17 protein-coding genes are annotated in these 19,481 nt (G+C 65.3%); 16 read left to right on the top strand and 1 reads right to left on the bottom strand.

Translation table 11 applies throughout. The annotated features are described in order from the left end of the window. The first annotated feature begins 9 nt into the window (after window positions 1–9). The 14 genes from UP10_RS07070 (at window position 10) to UP10_RS07135 (ending at window position 14,344) form a co-directional block, all read left to right on the top strand. Window positions 10–2,901 carry a flotillin family protein gene (locus tag UP10_RS07070; protein ID WP_044586642.1) on the top strand — a complete coding sequence of 964 codons (2,892 nt, stop codon included), beginning with the start codon at window positions 10–12 and terminating at the stop codon, window positions 2,899–2,901. Between the two features lie 9 nt (window positions 2,902–2,910). Then, window positions 2,911–3,348, top strand: coding sequence for an SRPBCC family protein (locus tag UP10_RS07075; protein ID WP_044540646.1), 438 nt, complete (start codon window positions 2,911–2,913; stop codon window positions 3,346–3,348). Window positions 3,349–3,351: 3 nt separating this feature from the next. After that, entirely contained in the window at window positions 3,352–3,795 is a 444-nt protein-coding gene (locus tag UP10_RS07080) for an SRPBCC family protein (protein WP_044586643.1), read from the top strand. A 12-nt stretch (window positions 3,796–3,807) separates the two neighbouring features. Then, window positions 3,808–4,626: an FAD binding domain-containing protein gene (locus UP10_RS07085; RefSeq protein ID WP_044586644.1), complete on the top strand. Its 819-nt coding sequence runs from the start codon at window positions 3,808–3,810 to the stop codon at window positions 4,624–4,626. A gap of 6 nt (window positions 4,627–4,632) precedes the next feature. Next, complete coding sequence (locus UP10_RS07090; RefSeq protein WP_044586645.1) at window positions 4,633–5,112, top strand: (2Fe-2S)-binding protein; 480 nt, start codon at window positions 4,633–4,635, stop codon at window positions 5,110–5,112. 12 nt (window positions 5,113–5,124) lie between these two features. Further along, window positions 5,125–6,708 (top strand): xanthine dehydrogenase family protein molybdopterin-binding subunit, encoded by a 1,584-nt coding sequence (locus UP10_RS07095; protein WP_044586646.1) that lies wholly within the window; start codon window positions 5,125–5,127, stop codon window positions 6,706–6,708. A gap of 2 nt (window positions 6,709–6,710) precedes the next feature. Then, window positions 6,711–7,733: a xanthine dehydrogenase family protein molybdopterin-binding subunit gene (locus tag UP10_RS07100; RefSeq protein ID WP_044586647.1), complete on the top strand. Its 1,023-nt coding sequence runs from the start codon at window positions 6,711–6,713 to the stop codon at window positions 7,731–7,733. A gap of 9 nt (window positions 7,734–7,742) precedes the next feature. Continuing rightward, on the top strand, window positions 7,743–8,624 hold the full coding sequence (locus UP10_RS07105; protein WP_044586648.1) for an AAA family ATPase: 882 nt from the start codon (window positions 7,743–7,745) through the stop codon (window positions 8,622–8,624). Beyond that, entirely contained in the window at window positions 8,621–9,739 is a 1,119-nt protein-coding gene (locus tag UP10_RS07110) for a vWA domain-containing protein (RefSeq protein WP_044586649.1), read from the top strand. Before UP10_RS07105 ends, UP10_RS07110 begins: the two co-directional genes overlap by 4 nt. Further along, window positions 9,736–10,626 (top strand): amidohydrolase family protein, encoded by an 891-nt coding sequence (locus tag UP10_RS07115; RefSeq protein ID WP_044586650.1) that lies wholly within the window; start codon window positions 9,736–9,738, stop codon window positions 10,624–10,626. Before UP10_RS07110 ends, UP10_RS07115 begins: the two co-directional genes overlap by 4 nt. A 51-nt stretch (window positions 10,627–10,677) precedes the next feature. Continuing rightward, window positions 10,678–11,526 carry an MBL fold metallo-hydrolase gene (locus UP10_RS07120; protein WP_044540655.1) on the top strand — a complete coding sequence of 283 codons (849 nt, stop codon included), beginning with the start codon at window positions 10,678–10,680 and terminating at the stop codon, window positions 11,524–11,526. Between the two features lie 18 nt (window positions 11,527–11,544). After that, complete coding sequence (locus UP10_RS07125) at window positions 11,545–13,116, top strand: isochorismatase family protein (RefSeq protein ID WP_044586651.1); 1,572 nt, start codon at window positions 11,545–11,547, stop codon at window positions 13,114–13,116. Between the two features lie 10 nt (window positions 13,117–13,126). Continuing rightward, complete coding sequence (locus UP10_RS07130; protein ID WP_044586652.1) at window positions 13,127–13,753, top strand: FMN-dependent NADH-azoreductase; 627 nt, start codon at window positions 13,127–13,129, stop codon at window positions 13,751–13,753. 378 nt (window positions 13,754–14,131) lie between these two features. Further along, window positions 14,132–14,344, top strand: coding sequence for a hypothetical protein (locus UP10_RS07135; RefSeq protein WP_044586653.1), 213 nt, complete (start codon window positions 14,132–14,134; stop codon window positions 14,342–14,344). Here UP10_RS07135 and UP10_RS07140 read toward each other — a convergent pair. Beyond that, window positions 14,341–15,702, bottom strand: a complete 1,362-nt coding sequence (locus UP10_RS07140) for a metallophosphoesterase family protein (protein ID WP_044586654.1) — start codon at window positions 15,700–15,702, stop codon at window positions 14,341–14,343. The two genes, UP10_RS07135 and UP10_RS07140, sit on opposite strands and share 4 nt — an antisense overlap. Window positions 15,703–15,851: 149 nt before the next feature. Between UP10_RS07140 and UP10_RS07145 the strand changes: the two genes are divergently transcribed. Together UP10_RS07145 and UP10_RS07150 are read left to right on the top strand one after the other, a co-directional pair. Next, a complete protein-coding gene (locus UP10_RS07145; protein WP_044586655.1) occupies window positions 15,852–17,270 on the top strand; it encodes a M20 family metallopeptidase in 1,419 nt (472 codons plus the stop codon). Between the two features lie 321 nt (window positions 17,271–17,591). Then, window positions 17,592–19,382, top strand: a complete 1,791-nt coding sequence (locus UP10_RS07150; protein WP_044586683.1) for a peptide ABC transporter substrate-binding protein — start codon at window positions 17,592–17,594, stop codon at window positions 19,380–19,382. Window positions 19,383–19,481 lie beyond the last annotated feature (99 nt).

Here is a 19,481-nt window from a genome sequence, read left to right on the forward strand (position 1 = left end):
GAGGAAGAGATGTCGGGGATGCTGGCTGGTGAATTGATCCTCTGGCTCATCGTCGCGATCGTCGCGATCATCATCATCGTTTACGTCGTGAATTGGCTCTACCATCGTTCGTCGAAGGAGGTCTCCTTCGTCCGCACCGGTTTCCTCGGCGAACGGGTGGTGATCAATGGCGGCGCCTTCGTGCTGCCGTTTATCCACGACACCACGCCGGTCAATATGAACGTGCTGCCGATGGGCATCGTGCGCTCCCGGCAGGACGCGGTGAGCACCCGCGACCGCATGCGCATCGACATCGAGGCCGACTTCTATGTCCGCGTGCAGGCGACCCGCGAAGCCGTGTCGATCGCCGCCGCCACGCTGGGCCGTCGCACCATGGAGCCGGCGCAGCTCCACACTTTGCTCTCGGGCAAGTTCATCTCGGCGATCCGCTCCGTCGCCTCCGAAATGACGATGGAACAGATGCACGAGCAGCGCGGCGAATATGTCGCCCGGGTCAAGGCCAACGCCGCGGAAGCGCTGGCGCAGAACGGCCTCGAGCTGGAGTCGGTCGCGATCACCGACCTCGACCAGACCGACCTCGAATATTTCAATCCCTCGAATCGCTTCGACGCCGAAGGCTTGACCCGGCTGATGGAGGACATCGAGGCCAAGCGCAAGCTGCGCAACGACATCGAACAGGACTCGATGATCAAGATCCGCTCCCGCAATCTCGAAGCCGAGCGGCAGGCACTGGACATCGAGCGCGAGAGCGAGACCGCCCGCCTCGAACAGGAACGCGACATCGAGATGCGCCGCGCCTTGCAACGCACCGAAGTCGCCCGCGAACGCGCCCTGCGTGAAACTGAGTCCGAACAGGCTCAGATCACGGCGCGTGAGACGATCGAGAAGGCGCGCATCGCCAACGAGCAGGCGATCACCGAGGCCCGCATCGCCTCCGAACGCGAAACCCGGCACAGGGAGATCGAGCGGACGCGTGCGGTCGAGGAGAAGGAGTTGCTGGCCCGCGAGGAGATCGAGAAGGCACGGATTGCAAACCAGCGCTCGGTCGACACCACGCGTATTGCGTCGGAACGCGAGGTTCGGCAGCGCGAGATCGAACGCATGCGCACGGTGGAGGAAGCCGAGATCACGGCGCGCGAGTCGATCGAGATGGCGCGCATCCAGCAGGATCGCGTCGTGACGGATGCCCGTATCGCCAATGAAGAAGAGACCCGGCGGCGCGAGATCGAGCGCACCCGCACGGTCGAGGAAGCCGAGATCGCCGCGCGCGAATCCACCGAGAAGGCGCGCATCACCCAGACCATGACGGTCAATGTCGAGCGTATCGCCTCCGACGAGCGCACCCGCGCGCTGGAGATCCAGCAGGTGCGGAACATCCAGGAAGCCGAGATCGAAGCACACAGGTCGGTCGAAGCCGCCCGCATCGGCCGCGACAAGACGCTAGCCGCCGATCGCATCACGGCCGACCACGCCACGCGCAAGCTCGAGATCGAGCACAACCAGGCGATCGAGATCGCCGGGATCGCAGCGCGTGAGGCCACCGAGACTTCGCGGATCGCCCAGGAGGAACACGTTCGCGCCCTGGAGATCGCGCTCGCCCGTACGATCGAGGAAGCCGACATCGCCTCGCGCGAGGCGATCGAGGCGGCGCGTATCTCGCAGGAAAAGACCGTCGCCGCCCAGCGCATCCGCGCCGAGAAGGAAACCCGCGGGCTCGAGATCGAGCGCACCGGGGCGATCGAGGCCGCCGAACTGACGCGCCGTGACGCCATCGAGCGGCAGCGCATCGACGTCGAGCTCGCGCTGGAAAGCGAGCGGATCGCCTCCTCCAAGACCCGCGAGGTGCTCAACATCGACCATAAGAAGGCGATCGAGCTTGCCGACGAGGAACGCGTGATCGCGCTCGCCGCCAAGCGCTCGGAGCGCATCGACGCCGACCGGCAGGTCAAGCAGGCCGAGATCGTGGCTCGCAAGGAGGTCGACACGACGGACGTCTCGCGCGAACAGGCGCTGGAGGCGGCACGGATCGAGCGGCGGCGCGCGATTGAGCAGCTGGAGGTCGCCCGCAATCAATCGCTGCAGGAGGCCGAGATCGCGGCGCGCGAGGAGGTCGAACGCGCCCGCATCGCCTCCGACCGCGGCCTCGACGAGGCCCGGGTCGGCCGCGAGCGCGACCTGCGCAAGCTCGAGGTGAACAGAGAGAAAGACGTCGAGACCGCGTTGATGGAAAAGGCGATCGCCCTTTACCAGAAGTCCCTGGAGGAGTCGGCCGCCAAGGTCGCCGCGGAGGACGCGCGGGTGGGAGCGACCGAGGCGGCTGAGCGCGTCATCACGGCCCGCGAAAGCGAAATCGCAAAACGGCGCAAGACCATCGAGGTGCTGCTCGCCGAGAAGCAGGCCGAGGAGACCAGGATCGCGGCCGGCGCCGAGCGGGTGCGCGCCACGGTCGAGGCCGAAGCGCAGCGCCTGCTGAACGAGGCCGAGAACGTGCTGACCGACCAGGCCCGCTACTCGTTGTTCCGCCGCAAGCTGCTCGACCGGATCGAGGGCATCGTGCGCGAAAGCGTCAAGCCGATGGAGAAGATCGAGGGCATCCGCATCCTCCAGGTCGACGGCCTCAACGGCAATGGCGGAGGCGGCAGCGGCGGCCGCAGCGCCACCGACGAGGTGATCGATTCGGCCTTGCGCTACCGCGTGCAGGCGCCGCTGATCGATTCGCTGCTGGCGGATATCGGCGTCGAGGGTGGCAGCCTGTCGAAGATGCCGGGCCTGATCCGCGAGGCGCGCGACATGCAGGGCATCAAGGAGTCAGCGCGCAAAGGTAGTGGCGATGCCAAGCCGGCGGCCTCGGAAGGGCCCACCGAACCGCGCCCCGAGCGCACGCCGCGCAAGAAGGACTGAGTTGACGCCATGGCAAGGGTCTACGTCTCCACCGTCGTCAACGCCCGCAACGACCGCGTCTGGGCCCGCGTGCGCGACTTCAATGGCCTGCCGAACTGGCATCCCGCGATCGCGGAGAGCCGCATCGAGGGCGGCGAGCCCTCGGACAAGATCGGCTGCGTCAGAGACTTCCGGCTGCGCAATGGCGACCGCATCCGCGAGAAGCTGCTCGGCCTGTCCGACTACGACATGTTCTGCACCTACTCGATCCTGGAATCGCCGATGGGGGTGGAGAATTATGTCGCCACGCTGCGGTTGACCCCGGTGACCGACGGCGACCAGACGTTCATGGAGTGGACCGCCGAATTCGACTGCGCGCCGGAGCGCGAGGCCGAGCTCGTGACGAACATCGGCGGCGGCGTGTTTCAGGGCGGCTTCGACGCGCTGAAACGGGCATTCGGGGGATAGGCCGTGCCGCATATCGTCAAAAGCACGATCCTGGACGCACCGACCGACGCGGTGTGGACCGTGCTGCGCGATTTCAACGGCCATGACCGCTGGCATCCCGCGGTCGCGACCAGCGGCATCGAGCGGGCGCAGCCGTCCGACAAGATCGGCTGTATCAGGCGATTCAAGCTGAAGGACGGCGCGGAGCTGCGCGAGCAGTTGCTGGCGCTGTCGGATCTGGAACAGTCCTTCAGCTACTGCCTGCTGGATACGCCGGTCCCGATGTTCAATTACGTGGCGCATGTCCGCCTGCTGCCGGTCACCGACGGCGACCGCACCTTCTGGCACTGGGAGTCGCGCTTCTCGACGCGCCCCGAGGACAGCGTCCGCATCACGCATATGGTTTCGGAAGACATCTACCAGGCCGGATTTGAAGCCATCCGCCGGCACCTGAAGGAGGCCGCGTAAGCGGAGTACATCATGCCTGTCACGGTGAAGACTTTCACCAGCACCAATGAGGCCGCGGCGGCGCTGTCGTCGGACCGCAGCGCCCGCTATCTCGGCGGCGGCACGCTGGTGATGCGCGCCCTGAACGAGGGCGACATCTCGATCTCGACGGTGGTGCGCGCCAACGACCATGCGCTGACGCGGATCGATACCGGCGGCTCGCGCATTACGCTCGGCGCCGGCGTCACCTACGCGCGCATCCTGGCCGAGCGCGATCTCGGCTTCCTTCACGCCCCGGCCCGCTCGATCGGCGGACCGGCGGTCCGCAACATGGGCACGGTCGGCGGCAATCTGTTCGCGCCGAACCCGTATGGCGATTTCACCGTCGCGATGCTCGCGCTCGATGCTGTTGTCTCCGTGCAGGGCGGGCTCGGCAGCCGCGAGGTGCCGATCGACGAATTTTTGCAGGCGCGGGACCGGCAGGCCGGCACGCTGGTGCTGGCGATCTCCTTTGCAAAACCCGGCAACGCCGAGGCCTTTCGCTACCGGAAGATCGCCCGCATCAAGCCCAAGGGCGGCGCGGTGATCACGCTCGCCGCGTATTTGCCGGTCAATGGCAGCCGCATCGTCGGTGCCCGCATTGCACTCGGGTCGATGGCGCCGACCCCGATCCGCGCCCGCGCCGCCGAGCGCGCGCTGGAAGGACGTTCACTCGACGCGTCCACGATCGATGCCGTCGCAGCCGCTGCCGTCGAAGGGACCTCGCCTGGTGACAGCGCGATCGCCAGCGCCTGGTATCGCCGCGAAATCGTCAGCGTCCATCTCAAGCGCCTGCTGTCCGGTCAGGGATAGGATCTCATGGCCAAGACTCCCCTGCAATTTCGCCATAATGGACGCGAGGTCGCGATCTTCGTCGATGGTGGCACCAATCTCCTGGTCGCGCTGCGCGAGCTGATCGGCGACATGACGCCGAAATTCGGTTGCGGCCAGGGCGGCTGCGGCACCTGCAGCGTGCTGATCGACGGCGAGCTGCATCTCTCTTGTTTGACGTTGGCCGAGACGGTCGGCGGCCGTTCCGTCGAGACGCTCGACGGCATCAAGGACGGTCCCAATCTGCACCCGCTGCAGCGCGCCTTCGCCGACAATTTTGCAGCCCAGTGCGGCTACTGCACGCCGGGCATGCTGATGGCGGCCAAGGCGCTGCTTGACCGCAACCCATCGCCGAGCCGTGACGAGGTCGTCGAAGCGATCTCCGGCAACATCTGCCGCTGCACCGGTTATGAACCAATCATCAACGCCGTACTCGCCGCCGCATCCGGCGGCAGGGCCCGCGCGTAAAGGACTTGAACCATGCTGGAACTGCGCAAGGACCTGTTCGCCGACGAGCGCGACGATAACCTGAAAGAGATCGGCAAGGGCACGCAGCGGCAGGACATGCTCGGCCATGTCACTGGCACGTCGCCCTATTTCGACGACCACAAACTGCAGGGCATGCTGCATCTGAAGGTGGTCCGCAGCACCCATTCGCACGCCCGGCTACGCCGCGTCGACACCAGCGAGGCCGAGCGGTCGCAGGGCGTGCGGCGGATCATTCGCGGCTCCGACGTGCCGCACAATCTGAATACGCTGCTCAGCCTGATCAATTTCGGCAAGGACGACGAGCCGTCGCTCGCCGTCGACAAGGTGCGCTACAAGGGCGAGCCGATCGTCGCCATCGTCGCCGACAGCCCGCGGGAGGCTTTTGAGGCGATCGCCAAGGTCAAGATCGACTACGAGCCGCTACCGGCGGTGTTCGACGTCGAGGACGCCTTGAAGCCGGGCGCGCCCGTGGTCAACGAGGTCTACCCGACGAACACCTTCACCTATCACGAGACCTATGATCGCCAGCAGCTGCGCTTCGGCGATGTCGACCGTGCGCTCGCCTCGGCCGACCATGTGCTTGAGCAGCGCTACCAGATGTCGCCGATCGAGCACGCGCCGACCGAGACGAACGGCTCGATCGCAGCGCCCGACACCAACGGCCGCTACATCGTCTACACCTCGACGCAGGCGCTGTTCTTCTCGGTCGATACCTGCGCAAAGATCCTCGACGTGCCCTCCAACACCTTCCATTTCATCGGCGGCACGGTCGGCGGCGGCTTCGGCGGCAAGGTCGACACCTTGACGGAGCCGCTTTGTATTCTCGGCGCGATGCTGACCGGTCGCCCGGTGCGCTACGTGTTCGGGCGCGAGGAGGAAATGCAATATGGGCCGCCGCGCGGCGCCGAGCGCATCTACATCAAGGACGGCGTGATGCGCGACGGCCGCGTCGTCGCCCGCAAGGTGCGCGCCTATTTCGACAGCGGCGCCTATACGCGGCTGTCGAGTTACGCCGCCGTGAAATGCGCGGCGCATCTGCCCGGCCCCTACACGATCCCGAACGTTTATGGCGACATCTACTGCGTCTTCACCAACCGCACGCCGGCGACCGCGATGCGCGGCTTCGGCGTCACGGCGATGGACTTCGCCATCGAATGCCAGATGGACAAGCTTGCTCATCTCGTCGGCATGGACCCCATGGAGTTCCGGATCCTCAATTCGTATCGCGATGGCGACATGAAGGCGCATCGCCGCGAGGCCAAGAACACCGCATTGATCGAATGCGTGCAGGTCGCCGCCGAGAAGGCCAAATGGCCGCTCCGCGACGAGTTCAAGCAGATGTCGTCGCGCAAGGACGGTGGCGGCATCCGCGCCGCTGTCACACTCACTCCGCGCGAAACGCACGCGCCGCCGGCCGCAGCGCTCCAGCAGCGCACGACATATGACCGTGCGCCGGCCGCGACGCGGGAGCCACCTCCGCCTCCGCCATCGTCACCCCCGCCGCCACCGCGACCGAACGCGCCGGCGCATGGCGCCGCCCGTTTCTCTTCCGTCTTCGGCACCAGGAGGCGCTGACCATGACCAGGCATCGCGGACGCGGCATCGCGGCGGTCAACTATCCCATTGGCATGAATCTCGGCGGCGATCCGAGCCAGGCGCTGGTGCATTCCAATCCGAGCGGCAAGTTCACGGTGGCGCTGTCCTCGATCGATCTCGGCCAGGGCATGAAGTCGGTGACGCGGCAGATTTGCGCCGAGACGCTCGGCGTTCCCGTCGAGGACGTCTATGTCGATACTGCCGATTCCGACACCGGCCCGCACTGCATGGGCTCGTTCGCGTCGCGCGGCACCCACCGTGTCGGCAACGCCGTGATGGCGGCGGCGCGCGAAGCGCGCGGCGTGATGATGGAAGCCGCTGCCGAGGAGCTGGAGGTCAACGCCGCCGACCTTGAGACCGACGGCCGCGGCAACATCCACGTCAAGGGCGCGCCACACCGCTCGATCTCGACCAAAGACGTCGCGATCGCCGCGCAGTTCAAGCAGGGCAAGACCATCTCGGGCCGCGGCATCTTCCTGGTGCCGCTCTCCGAGGTCGATCCCGAAACCGGCGAAATGTCGCCGGCGACATGCTACGCGCACGCCTGCATGGTCGCCGAGGTCGAGGTCGACGACGAAACCGGCGAGGTCGACATGGTGCGCATGGACAGCGCGTATGAACTTGGCCGCGCGCTCAATCCGCGGCTGGTCGAGCAGCAACTCGTCGGCGGCGCCTGGATGGGCGTGAGCCATGCGCTCTATGAGACGACGGAACCTCATTATCCCGATCCGGTGCACGGGCCGCGCGACTTCGTCGAGTATCTGATGCCCGGCCCCGGCGATATCTGTCCGCACGACATCGCGGTGCTGGAACGCCCTGCGCCGGACGGCCCGTTCGGGGCCAAGGGACCGGGCGAGATGTGCGCCAATCCCGTGCTGCCTGCCGTCGCCAACGCGATCTTCAACGCGGTCGGCGTACGGATCGACGATCTGCCGATCACGCCGGAGAAGGTGCTGCGCGCGATCAGGGCGCAAGGCGGCGCGCGGCCGCAGGCGCGGCGCTAAGGCTTTCACATGCCGGTCCGCAGCAACATCGTCGGCATCGACAGCCCCGAGGCACTGGAGAAAGCGCTGCGCGCCGCCTATTACCTCGCCGATGACGGCATTGCGACGGCGTCTTATCTTTCGCTCGCATTGGGCAAGCCGCTGCTGCTGGAAGGCGCGCCCGGTGTCGGCAAGACCGAGGCCGCCAAGGCGATCGCCGCCGTACTCGGCCGTAAGCTGATCCGCCTGCAATGTTACGAGGGCATCGACGCGTCCGCCGCGCTGTACGAGTGGAACTACCCGCGCCAGATGCTGGCGATCCGGCAGGCCGGCGAGGAGAGCATCGACATCTACGGCGAGTCCTTCCTGATCGAGCGTCCGATGCTCGCCACGCTGCGCGCGCCCGATGCGACGGTGCTGCTGATCGACGAAATCGACCGTGCCGACCAGGAGTTCGAGGCCTTCCTGCTCGAATTCCTCTCCGACTTCCAGATATCGATCCCGGAGCGCGGCACGATCCGCGCGACCGAACATCCCGTCGTCGTCCTGACCTCGAACCGGACCCGCGACCTGCACGAGGCGTTGCGGCGACGTTGCGTCTATCACTGGATCGACTATCCGAACGCCGAACGCGAGGCGCGCATCGTGATGATGCGGGCCTCCAGCGTCGCCGAAGCCACCGCCCGCGCCGTCGTCGCGGCCGTCGGGAAGCTCCGACGCGAGCCGCTGAGCAAGGCGCCCGGCATCGCCGAGGCTGTCGACTGGGCGGAAGCCGCGACCCTCCTGCACAAGGGCGGCGCGCGCTGGCCTGACGCGTTCAAGCGCTCGATCGGCGTCGCACTGAAGGACGAGGAGGATCTTCATTTCATTTCTCCTCGTCTCGATGCACTGATCGCGGAGGCGGCCGCGTGAGTGACGACCTGCAACTGCCGCGCGCCGCGAAAATCTTTGTCTCCTTTGTCGCGCTGCTGCGCGCCAACGGATTTTCGGTCGCGCCGGAGCAGACCACCAGCTTCCTGGCCGCGATCGAATTGCTCGGGCCGCGCAGCCTGGAGCACATCCGCCAGGCTGGGCTTGCGACACTGGCGTCGCCGCCGGAGCGGCGCGCGACATATGACCGTCTGTTCGACATCCACTTCCGCGGCGCCGAGGCGATCGAGCGCGCCGAAGGCGACGACGAGGAGACTGTCCGCCTGCAGGAGGAAGGCCGTGGCGACGACGAGCCGCCGCTCGCCGACGAAGCCAACGAGTCCGGTCTGGCCGCGGCGCGGTCCGAGGCGCTGGTCGAGCGCCATTTCGCACCGGCCTCGACCAGTGACGCGTTGCGACGATTGTCGCGCGAGGCGGCGGCGCGGCTGCCGCGGCGGCGCGGCCACAGACGGCGGCGTGCAAGGAGCGGCCCGTTCGCCGATCTGCGTCGTACCTTGCGCGACAGCGTCCGCAATGACGGCGAGGTGCTGCGGCTCGGGCGGCTGCGCCGCCGCGAGCGTCCGCGCAAGATTCTGCTGCTGATCGACGTCTCCGGCTCGATGAAGGCGCGCACCGAGGAAAATATGAAGCTCGCGCATGCGCTGGCGCAGGCAACCCAAAATGTCGAGATCTTCACCTTCGGTACGCGGCTGACGCGCGTCACCCGCGCGCTGCGGCTGAAGCGCCGCGAGCAGGCGCTGAACGCCGCGGCGTTTCTGGTCAGCGACTGGGACGGCGGTACCCGCATCGGCGATGCGCTGCAGGCGTTCCTCGCGGTGCCCCGGTTCGGCGGATACGCCCGCGGCGCAGCCGTCGTGATCGTCTCCGACGGCCTGGAGCGCGGCGATCCGGCTGCGCTGCGCGATGCCGTCGCAAAACTGTCGCGGCGGGCGTGGCGGGTGAGCTGGCTGACGCCGCTTGCGACCACACCCGGCTTCAAGCCGCAAACCGAAGCACTGGTGGCAATCCAGCGTTTCGTCGATGATCTCGTGGACGGCGGATCGAGCGCGGCTGTGGTCGCGCACCTGCTGTCGCTTGGACGAAGGAGAGCTGCGTGACTGCTATCGTTGACGGACACCATCATATCTGGCGCCAGGCCGATCTCGCCTGGCTGTCCGGCCCGATGCAGCCGCGCATCTTCGGTCCCTACGAGCCGATCCGCCGCGACTATCCGATCGAGGAATATCTCGACGACCTCAAGGGCACCGGTGTCATCCGCTCGGTCTATGTACAGACCAATTGGCCAAACGGCAGGTTCGAGGATGAGGCGGCCTGGGTCCAGCGGACCGCTCATGACCACGGCTGGCCGCACGCGATCGTCGCCTATGCCGATTTCAGCACCGACGACGTCCGCCCGCAGCTCGACCGTCTCAAGCGCTATCCGCTGGTCCACGGGGTGCGCATGCAGCTGCACTGGCACGAGAACCCGCTGTATCGTTTCGCCGCGCGGGCCGACCTCTGCACCGATCCCGTGATCCGGCGCAATGTCGGACATCTCGCCGACTATGGCTGGAGTTTTGATCTCCAGGTGTTCACGTCCCAAATGGCGGACGCCGCCGGCCTCGCCGAAGCGTGCCCGGAGGTGACCTTCATCCTCCAGCACGCCGGCATGCTGGAGGATCCGTCGCCGCAGGGCCGCGCCGCCTGGCGTGCCGGCATGGCACGGCTCGCACAACGACCGAACGTGGTGTCGAAGCTCTCCGGGCTCGGCACCTTCATCCACCGCAACGATCCCGCGCACATCGCCGATGTCATGACCGACACGGTTGCGATCTTCGGCGCGGACCGCTGCCTGTTCGGTTCCAACTTTCCGATCGAGAAGCTGTGGACCAGCTATCGTGACCTCATCGACGCTTTCAAAGCGGCCACTGCGCGGCTCAGCCCCGATCAGCGCGAAGCGATCTTCAGCACAACAGCGGCGCGGGTCTATCGGCTGGGGCCATAGCCGCGGCGTGACTACACAAGCAAGCAACAAGCACGAATTGGGAGGGATGAGATGCCGTTGGAGATCAAGATCCTGGACTATGGCGATATCGAGCTGGAATCGAGCTTCCTCGTGCTCGGGCACAATTGCGGCCGCACCCGGCGCGTGCTGACGCTCGGCTTCCTGATCCTCGGCGGGCCCTATCCGGTGCTGGTCGACACCGGTTATCGCTCCAACCAGATCATGGAGTCGCTCGGCATGCGCGGGCTCCAGTTCCACGAGCACATGATCGAGAATCAGCTGTCCCGCCACGGCGTGCGGATGGGCGATGTCCGCTTCGTCTGCCACACCCATCTGCACATCGACCATGCCGGCAAGGACGATCTGTTCCCGATGAACACGACCGTTGTCGTCAACCGCAAGGAGCTGGAATATTCCGTCTCCGGCCTGATGCATCCGCAATATCCGGCGCCCGACATCAAGCATTTGATCGACCGCCTGCACACCAAGAGTGCACTGCGCTTCCTCGATCTCGAGATCACCGGACCGGTCGAGCTGATGCCGGGCGTCTATTGCGATGCCGCCAACGCCCACACCGAAGGCTCGATGAACATCCACGTGCATACCGCCGACGGCATCGCGACGATCTGCGGCGATGTGATCTATGATTTCAACGACCAGATCATCAATCCCTTCAACGAAATCCACGACGCCGAACCGCGCACGACAGGCAATCACGGCACCAGCAAGCGGGCGGAGAAGGCTTCGATCAAGAAGCTGCTGAGCAACTCGCGCTATCTGCTGCCGGTGCATGATCGTCCGGCCAAGATCGAGGGCGGCGTGGTGATCGGCCGGTTGCACGACCAGGTACCGGGGCCGATCGTGCACAGCCTGCCGCAGCGCAACTGGTTTCCCGCGTAAGCGTAGAGGATCGACGCGATGACCCATGTCACCCTGCGCAGCGAATTCGAAATCCTGATCGACCCCTACGCGCCGGTCGGCCAGGTCGGGACGGGCTTCGATTTCACGGAGGGGCCGATCTGGCATCCGCTCGACCAATTCCTGCTGTTCTCCGACATGCCCGGCGACGTGCGCCGGCGCTGGGACGGAAAGCGCGGCGTGGTCGAGGTCAAGCGCCCGTCGAACAAATGCAACGGCATGACCTATGACGCCGACCTCAATCTGATCGTCTGCGAACACGCGACGTCGTCGCTGATCCGCGAGCGGCCCGACGGGCGGCGCGAGGTGCTGGCCTCGCATTTCGACAACCAGGAGCTCAACAGCCCGAACGACGTCTGCGTCCATTCCTCGGGCGCAATCTATTTCAGCGATCCCTGGTACGGCCGCATGCCGGTCTACGGCGTCGAGCGGCCGCGCCAGCTCGGCTTCCAGGGCGTCTATCGCGTGCCTCCGGGCGGCGGCGCTCCGAAGCTTTTGGTCGACCGCTATTTGTTCGAGCAGCCCAACGGCCTGTGCTTCTCGCCGGACGAGCGCGTGCTCTACGTCAACGACACCGTGCAGGCCCTGATCCGCGCCTTCGACGTCCAGGCCGACGGCTCGCTCGCCAATCCGCGCGTTTTCGCCAGTGGCATCCGCTCGGAGCTCGAGCCTGGCCTGCCCGACGGGATGAAGTGCGACCAGCGCGGCAATGTCTGGGTGACGGCGCCGGGCGGCGTCTGGGTCTATTCGCCGGATGGTAATCTGCTCGGCAAGGTCCGCCTGCCGGAGCTCGTCGCCAATCTCGCCTGGGGCGGTGTGGACTTCCGCACGCTCTATCTGACCGCGACCCATTCGGTCTATGCGATCCCGACCAAGGTCGGCCCGCGGCACGAGCCCTATATGAGCGGCAAGCGCGGCGGCACGGGCGCCACCTCGTCCGCCCCTGCGCCCAATCTGTCCGCCGGCGACATGAAGCTTGAGCCGCAGCGCTGCGCGGTGATCATCCAGGACATGCAGAACGACGTCATCATGGATGGCGGTGCGTTCGCCGATTCCGGTGCGCCTGATCATGCGCGCCAGCAGCATGTCGTCGAGAATGTCCGCCGCCTTGCGGAAGCCGCCCGCGCGCGGGGCGTCGCCATCATCCATGTCTGGTTCATCGTCGAGCCCGGCGCGCCCGGTGTAACGCTGAACGCGCCGCTGTTCGAAGGGCTGGTCGACAGCAAGGCGATGGTGCGCGGTAGTTGGGGCGCAGCACCCGTGTCGGGGCTCGAGCCACGACCCGGCGACTTCGTGGTCGAGAAGATGCGGATGAGCGCGTGGGAAGGCACAAAACTGGAGACCATCCTCAAGGCCACCGGCCGCGACATGATCATCAACACCGGCGCCTGGACCAACATGTCGGTCGAGCACACCGCGCGCACCGGCGCCGACAAGGGCTATTTCATGATCGTGCCGGAGGATTGCTGCTCGACCATGAACGCCGACTGGCACAACGCCGCGATCAATTTTGCCTTGCAGAACGTCTCGGTCGTGACCAATGCCGATACCGTCATCAAGGCGCTCGGCTGAAAGGGAAGCGTTGCCAAAATTGCTTCACCTCGCCTGCTCTCCCCGCGCCGATTCGGAATCGGCCGCCGGTGCACGCGTCTTTCTCGAGACATTCCGCAAAGCGCGCCCGGACTGGGAGATCGACGCGATGAATCTCTGGCGCGACCCGCTGCCCGACTTCGAGGGCTATCTGCTGGAGGCCAAATATTCCCGCATCGGCGGCAAGCCCTTCACCGATTCGCAGCGCGATGCCTTCGCGGTCGCCGAACGCCTCGCGCTCCGGCTGTCGCTGGCCGATCGCGTGCTGATCTCGACACCGATGTGGAATTTCAGCATTCCCTACAAGCTCAAGCAATGGCTCGACGTCATCATCCAGCCCGGGCTGACCTTCCGCTTCGATCCGGCGATAGGTTATCTGCCGTTGCTCAAGGACCGGCCAACCGTCGTGATCCTCGCCAGCGGCAGCGATTTCGTCACCGGCATGAACCGCGGCCGTATCGACATGGCGACGCCCTATCTGCGCGAGGTGCTGCGCTTCATCGGCGTCAATGACGTGCGCTTCGTGCCGATCGGCCCGACCACCGGCCCCGCGGAGCCGATCCGCGCCGCGCGCGAGTCTGCGCATCGGCGGCTGGTGGAGATGGCGGGGAGGTTTTGACCACTCCGTCGCCCCGGCCTCCGTCGCGACGACGCCGGTCTGGTTTCGGATTCACATTTCAAACAGCCAAGCTCTCGGTGTCATCACCCGCGCATGCGGGTGATCCGGTATTCCAGAGGCGTCACTGCTTGAGCCGAGAGGCCGCGGCATACTGGGTCGCCCGGTCCATGTGCGCAATTGCGCACAGACCGGGCGATGACATCTGTAGATGGGGACGCAGCTTTGCGTTCTCGCGACATGAATCGCCCGAGCCAACTCAATGGTTCGGAAATTCCGCCCCACGGCACCGCGCTATAGACCAAATGCGTAAGTAGTCGTCCGGATACAGACGCCTGCCCGATCTCGCTATGCAGCCTTCAGCCAACAAAAAGAAACGGCATGAAGAAGCTGATCTATCGTCATCGGGACATCGAATACACACTCACCAATATCGAACCGGATCTCTGGAGCTGGTCATTCGCAATCAACGGTAAGGTCAAGCGCGGCACCACACGCGCGCGGCTCCAGTTGCTCGCGCAGCGCCGGGTTTGCGTCCTCATTGATCGGGAGTTGAAGGAAGCGGCGCGCACGAAGCCGCGCGAGCCGGATTAGGGCTGCTTGCTTAGGGCCACTGCAACATCGAGCTGCGATCCTGTATAAGGCGTATCGTCCGGCCCGTCCTGTCCGTGACCGACGCTCCAGACTGCGGGCCACGACAAATGTTCGAGTCCGGTGGCCGATGCCGCTGCGAACGACGTCCAACGCGTATTGCCTGTCGTTCGCCAAAGCACGCCGCCCGGTCCCATATCTGGGTGGAAGGCGACGTCGAGAGCGAAGTCCTGGCCGGCTAGCAGATCGGGCCCGATCCAATAATGCGGGCTGCGCCCGCTTTCCCTCCCAAGGATCAGCGTGAGCGCTTGTTTCGGCCCTCGCAGTCCGAGCCAGAGTGGCGCGATCATCCCGGGCACGGGCGCACAGAGAATCGTCTGCGGCGCCGCGGCGTTGACCGCGGTGTGGCCCGAGAGCCTCAGCGCGATGACAGTCCCGGGCGCCGGTGCACCGGAGAACGGGGCCGGACTGATGCCCCGCGGCAGCGTCGTCCAGCCGCCTTCACCGAAAGATGGCAGCGGCCATCTGAGCCGCTCGCGCACCGTCCCTTCGGTATCGAGCACCTGGTAGCGGAGACCGTCGTCATCGAGCGCCACCTGCACGCAATGCAGATACTCGACGCCTTCAGGCATCCGATGCGCGGTACCGGCGCCTGCCGTGCATATCTGCAGCACACCCTGGTGAACCTGGACATCAAACGCGAGGATGTGGCTGCACACATAGGCGGTCACGTCGGCGCGGACGAGGATGTCCCAGAACCGGTCTCTGTATTCGTGACCGATCTCGCGCTGGTAGGTGCCGGTGTAGCCATTGATCGGGAATACCGGATGATGGCCGAGCACCAGCTTGTGCCCAGCGTCCCCGTGCTGCGCGAGCGTCGCTTCCAGCCAATCGGTCTCGACATGCCCTTCCCCGCCGAGCCCGCTCCAGAGCGTGTGGACAAACACCATCAGCAGATCGTCGCGGCGAACCCAATAGGACAGACCCTCCTGTCCGGGCGGGCCGTTGCGCGGCAGCTTCAGCACTTCGCGGAAAACATCCTCGCTCATCCGGTCGTAGGTGGTGTGGTTGCCGGTCGTGTGCCAAAGCGGCACCTCGCGCCGGTCAAGCCAGCTCATCTCGGTATCGAGCCAATGCCGCCATTGCGCACGCAGCGCGTCGGCGTCAGCGGTGAGACCGATGATCTCGTCGCCGGGAAACAGGATGAATTCGGGCCGGGGATACAGCCGCCGGACCACGTCATTGACCGACGCAAACGTCCGCTCATGCAGCGCGCCGGGAACGCCGGAGCATGAATCGGCATAGATCACAAATTGATGGCCCGGCTTGGCGGGCAGCGACGACGGAATTGGATCATTCATGGCCGCATCTTCCCGAAGCACAGCCGCGAATCTACACCAAGCCGTGACATTGCGGAAAACCTGCCCTGCCGTCGGGCGCTAGGCGGGCTCGCGCCAAGCTGCTAGCCTTTTGCGCTTCAGATTGCCTTGCAACCAAGGAACCGGAGCAAATGGACAACCGTAGTGATGTTTGGCGCGGCGTCGACGCTATCAAGCCGCGTTTTATCGAATTGAGCGACCGCGTGTGGGCGATGCCCGAGGTCTGCTACACCGAGGCGCGTTCATCCGCCGAACATCTGGCCGAACTGCGCCACCAGGGCTTCCGCATCACCGAAAACCTCGCCGGCATTCCGACCGCGGCGATGGGCGAATGGGGTGAAGGCGGACCTGTCATCGCCTTCCTCGGCGAATATGACGCCCTGCCCGGCCTCAGCCAGGAGGCCGGCGTCGCCGAACATCGCCCGGTGGAGACCGGCGGCCATGGCCATGGCTGCGGTCACAATCTGCTGGGTTCGTCCGCGCTGCTCGCCGCCACTGCGGTGAAGGACTGGCTCGCCGCCAACAAGGTGCCGGGCCGCGTGCGTTATTACGGCTGCCCCGCCGAGGAAGGCGGCGCGGCGAAGGCGTTCATGGTGCGCGCGAGCGCGTTCGACGACGTCGATATCGCCATCACCTGGCATCCGCACAGCTTCTGGGAAGTGGCGGTGACGCCGTCGCTCGCCAACACGCGCGCCGACTTCATCTTCACCGGTCGCACCTCGCATGCGTCAGCCTCGCCGCATCTCGGCCGCAGCGCGCTCGATGCGGTGGAATTGATGAATGTCGGCGTCAATTACATGCGCGAGCACATGCCGAGCGACGCCCGCGTGCATTACGCGGTGCTCGACACCGGCGGCATCGCGCCCAATGTGGTGCAGGCCCATGCCCGCGTACGCTATTCGATCCGTGCCCGTGACCTGCCCGGCATGAACGAATTGGTCGGGCGCGTGAACAAGATCGCGCAAGGCGCGGCGCTGATGACCGAGACCAAGATGGAGATGAAGATCATCTCCGCGGTCTCCAACATCCTGCCCAACACGCCGCTGGAGCAGACCCTGCACCGGATCATGGAAGACCTTGGCCCGCCGCATTTCGACGACGCCGATAAGGATTTCGCCGGCAAGATCCGCGCGACCCTGACCGACAAGGACATCGCCTCGGTTTATTACGCGATCGGCATGGATCCGACGGAGCGTCCCTTGGCCGATTTCATCGTGCCGCTGGATGCAAAGCGCAATCCGCTGATCGGCTCGACCGATGTCGGCGACGTCAGCTGGGTTGTGCCGACCGTGCAGGTGCATGCACCGACGGTTGCAATCGGCACCCCCTTCCACACCTGGCAGGTTGTGGCGCAAGGCAAGACCCCGGCCGCGCACAAGGCGATGGTGCAGGCGGCCAAGGCGATGGCCGGACTCGGCGTCAAGGCACTGATCGAGCCGGAGCTGATCGAAGCCGCCAAGGCCGACTTGAAGAAGCGGATCACCCGGACGCCCTATGTCAGCCCGCTTCCGGAGAATGTTGCACCGCCGTTGGACATGTCGGTGGCATAACGCCTGCATACGTGCAAGCCGACCCTCGCCCCCGACCAGTTCGGGGGCGAGACTTGGCTAGCGTCGAATAAGCGCATCGGAACAAAGGATAACGAACAAACTTTCGGCAGGCCAAAACGTGCATCGGCGCGCTTTGGCTCCGGAATGCCGAAGCCATGTGCGCTTTGCAGGCATTCTGCACAAGTGCTAGCCAAAAGACCTATGGGCGGGGGCTCGCGGGACGTTGACCTGCGGGGGCATTTCGGTGTGCCATCCCCCGCCAAATACCCGGCGGCCCGTTTCCGTGGCCAGCCGCAATTTCCGGAACCGGACGAGGGGATGATGTTCGATAGAAACCTGCGAACCATGATCGATGACGTGAAGGGCGGACTCATGGATCGCCGTGCCTTCGTCAAGCGAATGATCGCGGTCGGCCTCACGGCACCGATGGCGAACCAGATCCTCAGCCTTGGCGGCGTCGCGATGGCGCAGAGTCCCAACCCTTACAAGCCGACCAAACGCGGCGGTGGCGGTCCGCTGAAACTGCTGTGGTGGCAGGGCCCGACCCTGCTCAATCCGCATTTTGCCACCGGCACCAAGGATCAGGACGCCTCTCGCATCTTCTACGAGCCGCTCGCGAGCTGGGATGTCGACGGCCATCTCAACCCGATCCTCGCCGCCGAAATCCCCTCGATCCAGAACGGCGGCCTCGCCGCCGACGCCAAATCGGTGACGTGGAAGATCAAGCCCGGTGTCAAATGGCACGACGGCCAGCCCTTCACCGCCGACGATCTCGTGTTCAACTGGGAGTACGCGACCGATCCAGCGACCGCGGCCGTCTCCAGCGGCACCTACGCCGACATGACGGTCACGAAGGTCGACGATCTCACTGTCCGGATCACGTTCGAGAAGCCGACTCCGTTCTGGGCCAATGCCTTTGTCGGCGCCTATGGCTGCATCATACCAAAACATCTGTTCGCGGAGTTCAAGGGCGGCAAGTCTCGCGAGGCGCCGAACAATCTGAAGCCGATCGGCACCGGTCCCTACAAATTCGTTGAGTTCAAACCCGGCGACCTGATCCGCGGTGAGATCAATCCCGACTACCACATGGCCAACCGGCCCTCCTTCGACACCATCGAGATGAAGGGCGGCGGCGATGCCGTCTCGGCGGCGCGCGCGGTGATCCAGACCGGCGAATATGATTTCGCCTGGAACATCCAGGTCGAAGACGAGGTGCTGCTGCGGCTGGAAAAGGGCGGCAAGGGCAAGACCCTCTATGCTGTCGGGGGCGACATCGAGTTCATCGCGGTCAACTTTACCGATCCCAACACCGAGGTCGACGGTGAGCGATCCTCGATGAAGACCAAGCATCCGATCCTGTCGGATCCAAAGGTGCGCCAGGCGCTGGCGCTGCTGGTCGACCGCGAGTCGATCAAGAAGGTGATCTACGGCCGCGCCGGCCGCGCCACCGCGAACTATCTCAACGGCCCCGAGGAGTTCGTTTCCAAGAACACCAAGTGGGAGTTCAGCGTCGAAAAGGCGAGCGCCCTGCTCGATGAAGCCGGCTGGAAGGCGGGTTCCGACGGCATCCGCGAGAAGGACGGCAAGAAGCTGAAATTCCTGTACCAGACCTCGATCAACGGCCCGCGCCAGAAGACCCAGGCGATCGTCAAGCAGGCCTGCCAGAAGGCCGGCATCGACGTCGAGCTGAAATCGGTCGTCGCCTCGGTGTTCTTCTCCTCCGACGTCGCCAACCCCGACACGTACGCCCACTTCTATGCCGACATCGAGATGTTCCAGATCCCGATGACCCAGCCCGATCCGGCCCTGGCCATGCGCCGCTATCACTCGCGCTACGTCGCCACCAAGGAGAACAAGTGGCAGGGATCGAACTTCCCGCGCTGGGTCAACAAGGACTATGATGCCGCGGTCGATGCGGCCGACATCGAGATCGATCCGATCAAGCGGGCGGACCTCTACATCAAGTGCAACGATCTGATGTGGCAGGACAATGTGATGATCCCCGTGATGCATCGCCTCGCGGTGGAAGCCTGCTCCAACACGCTGCGGCCGGCGCTTTCGGGCTGGGCAAACCAGACCGACAATCTGCAGGATTGGTATCGCGAAACCTGAGACCGGAGAGCGTGTGCGACGGCTTCACGAGACCGTCGCACCTGCTCTCCTGTTCGAGCATGATCTTTCGGAAGACCACTTCACACTGTTCTGATCGTG

It is taken from the genome of Bradyrhizobium sp. LTSPM299, assembly GCF_000938235.1.
Lineage (GTDB): Bacteria > Pseudomonadota > Alphaproteobacteria > Rhizobiales > Xanthobacteraceae > Bradyrhizobium.

What these genes read in the sequence shown, in the direction of transcription:
- UP10_RS07150 (WP_044586683.1), top strand. Translation starts at nt 17,592, where the DNA reads ATGTTCGATAGAAACCTGCGAACCATGATCGATGACGTGAAGGGCGGA.
- UP10_RS07135 (WP_044586653.1), top strand. Translation starts at nt 14,132, where the DNA reads ATGAAGAAGCTGATCTATCGTCATCGGGACATCGAATACACACTCACC.
- UP10_RS07100 (WP_044586647.1), top strand. Translation starts at nt 6,711, where the DNA reads ATGACCAGGCATCGCGGACGCGGCATCGCGGCGGTCAACTATCCCATT.
- UP10_RS07095 (WP_044586646.1), top strand. Translation starts at nt 5,125, where the DNA reads ATGCTGGAACTGCGCAAGGACCTGTTCGCCGACGAGCGCGACGATAAC.
- UP10_RS07125 (WP_044586651.1), top strand. Translation starts at nt 11,545, where the DNA reads ATGACCCATGTCACCCTGCGCAGCGAATTCGAAATCCTGATCGACCCC.
- UP10_RS07120 (WP_044540655.1), top strand. Translation starts at nt 10,678, where the DNA reads ATGCCGTTGGAGATCAAGATCCTGGACTATGGCGATATCGAGCTGGAA.
- UP10_RS07105 (WP_044586648.1), top strand. Translation starts at nt 7,743, where the DNA reads ATGCCGGTCCGCAGCAACATCGTCGGCATCGACAGCCCCGAGGCACTG.
- UP10_RS07075 (WP_044540646.1), top strand. Translation starts at nt 2,911, where the DNA reads ATGGCAAGGGTCTACGTCTCCACCGTCGTCAACGCCCGCAACGACCGC.
- UP10_RS07085 (WP_044586644.1), top strand. Translation starts at nt 3,808, where the DNA reads ATGCCTGTCACGGTGAAGACTTTCACCAGCACCAATGAGGCCGCGGCG.
- UP10_RS07140 (WP_044586654.1), bottom strand. Translation starts at nt 15,702, where the DNA reads ATGAATGATCCAATTCCGTCGTCGCTGCCCGCCAAGCCGGGCCATCAA.
- UP10_RS07070 (WP_044586642.1), top strand. Translation starts at nt 10, where the DNA reads ATGTCGGGGATGCTGGCTGGTGAATTGATCCTCTGGCTCATCGTCGCG.
- UP10_RS07145 (WP_044586655.1), top strand. Translation starts at nt 15,852, where the DNA reads ATGGACAACCGTAGTGATGTTTGGCGCGGCGTCGACGCTATCAAGCCG.
- UP10_RS07090 (WP_044586645.1), top strand. Translation starts at nt 4,633, where the DNA reads ATGGCCAAGACTCCCCTGCAATTTCGCCATAATGGACGCGAGGTCGCG.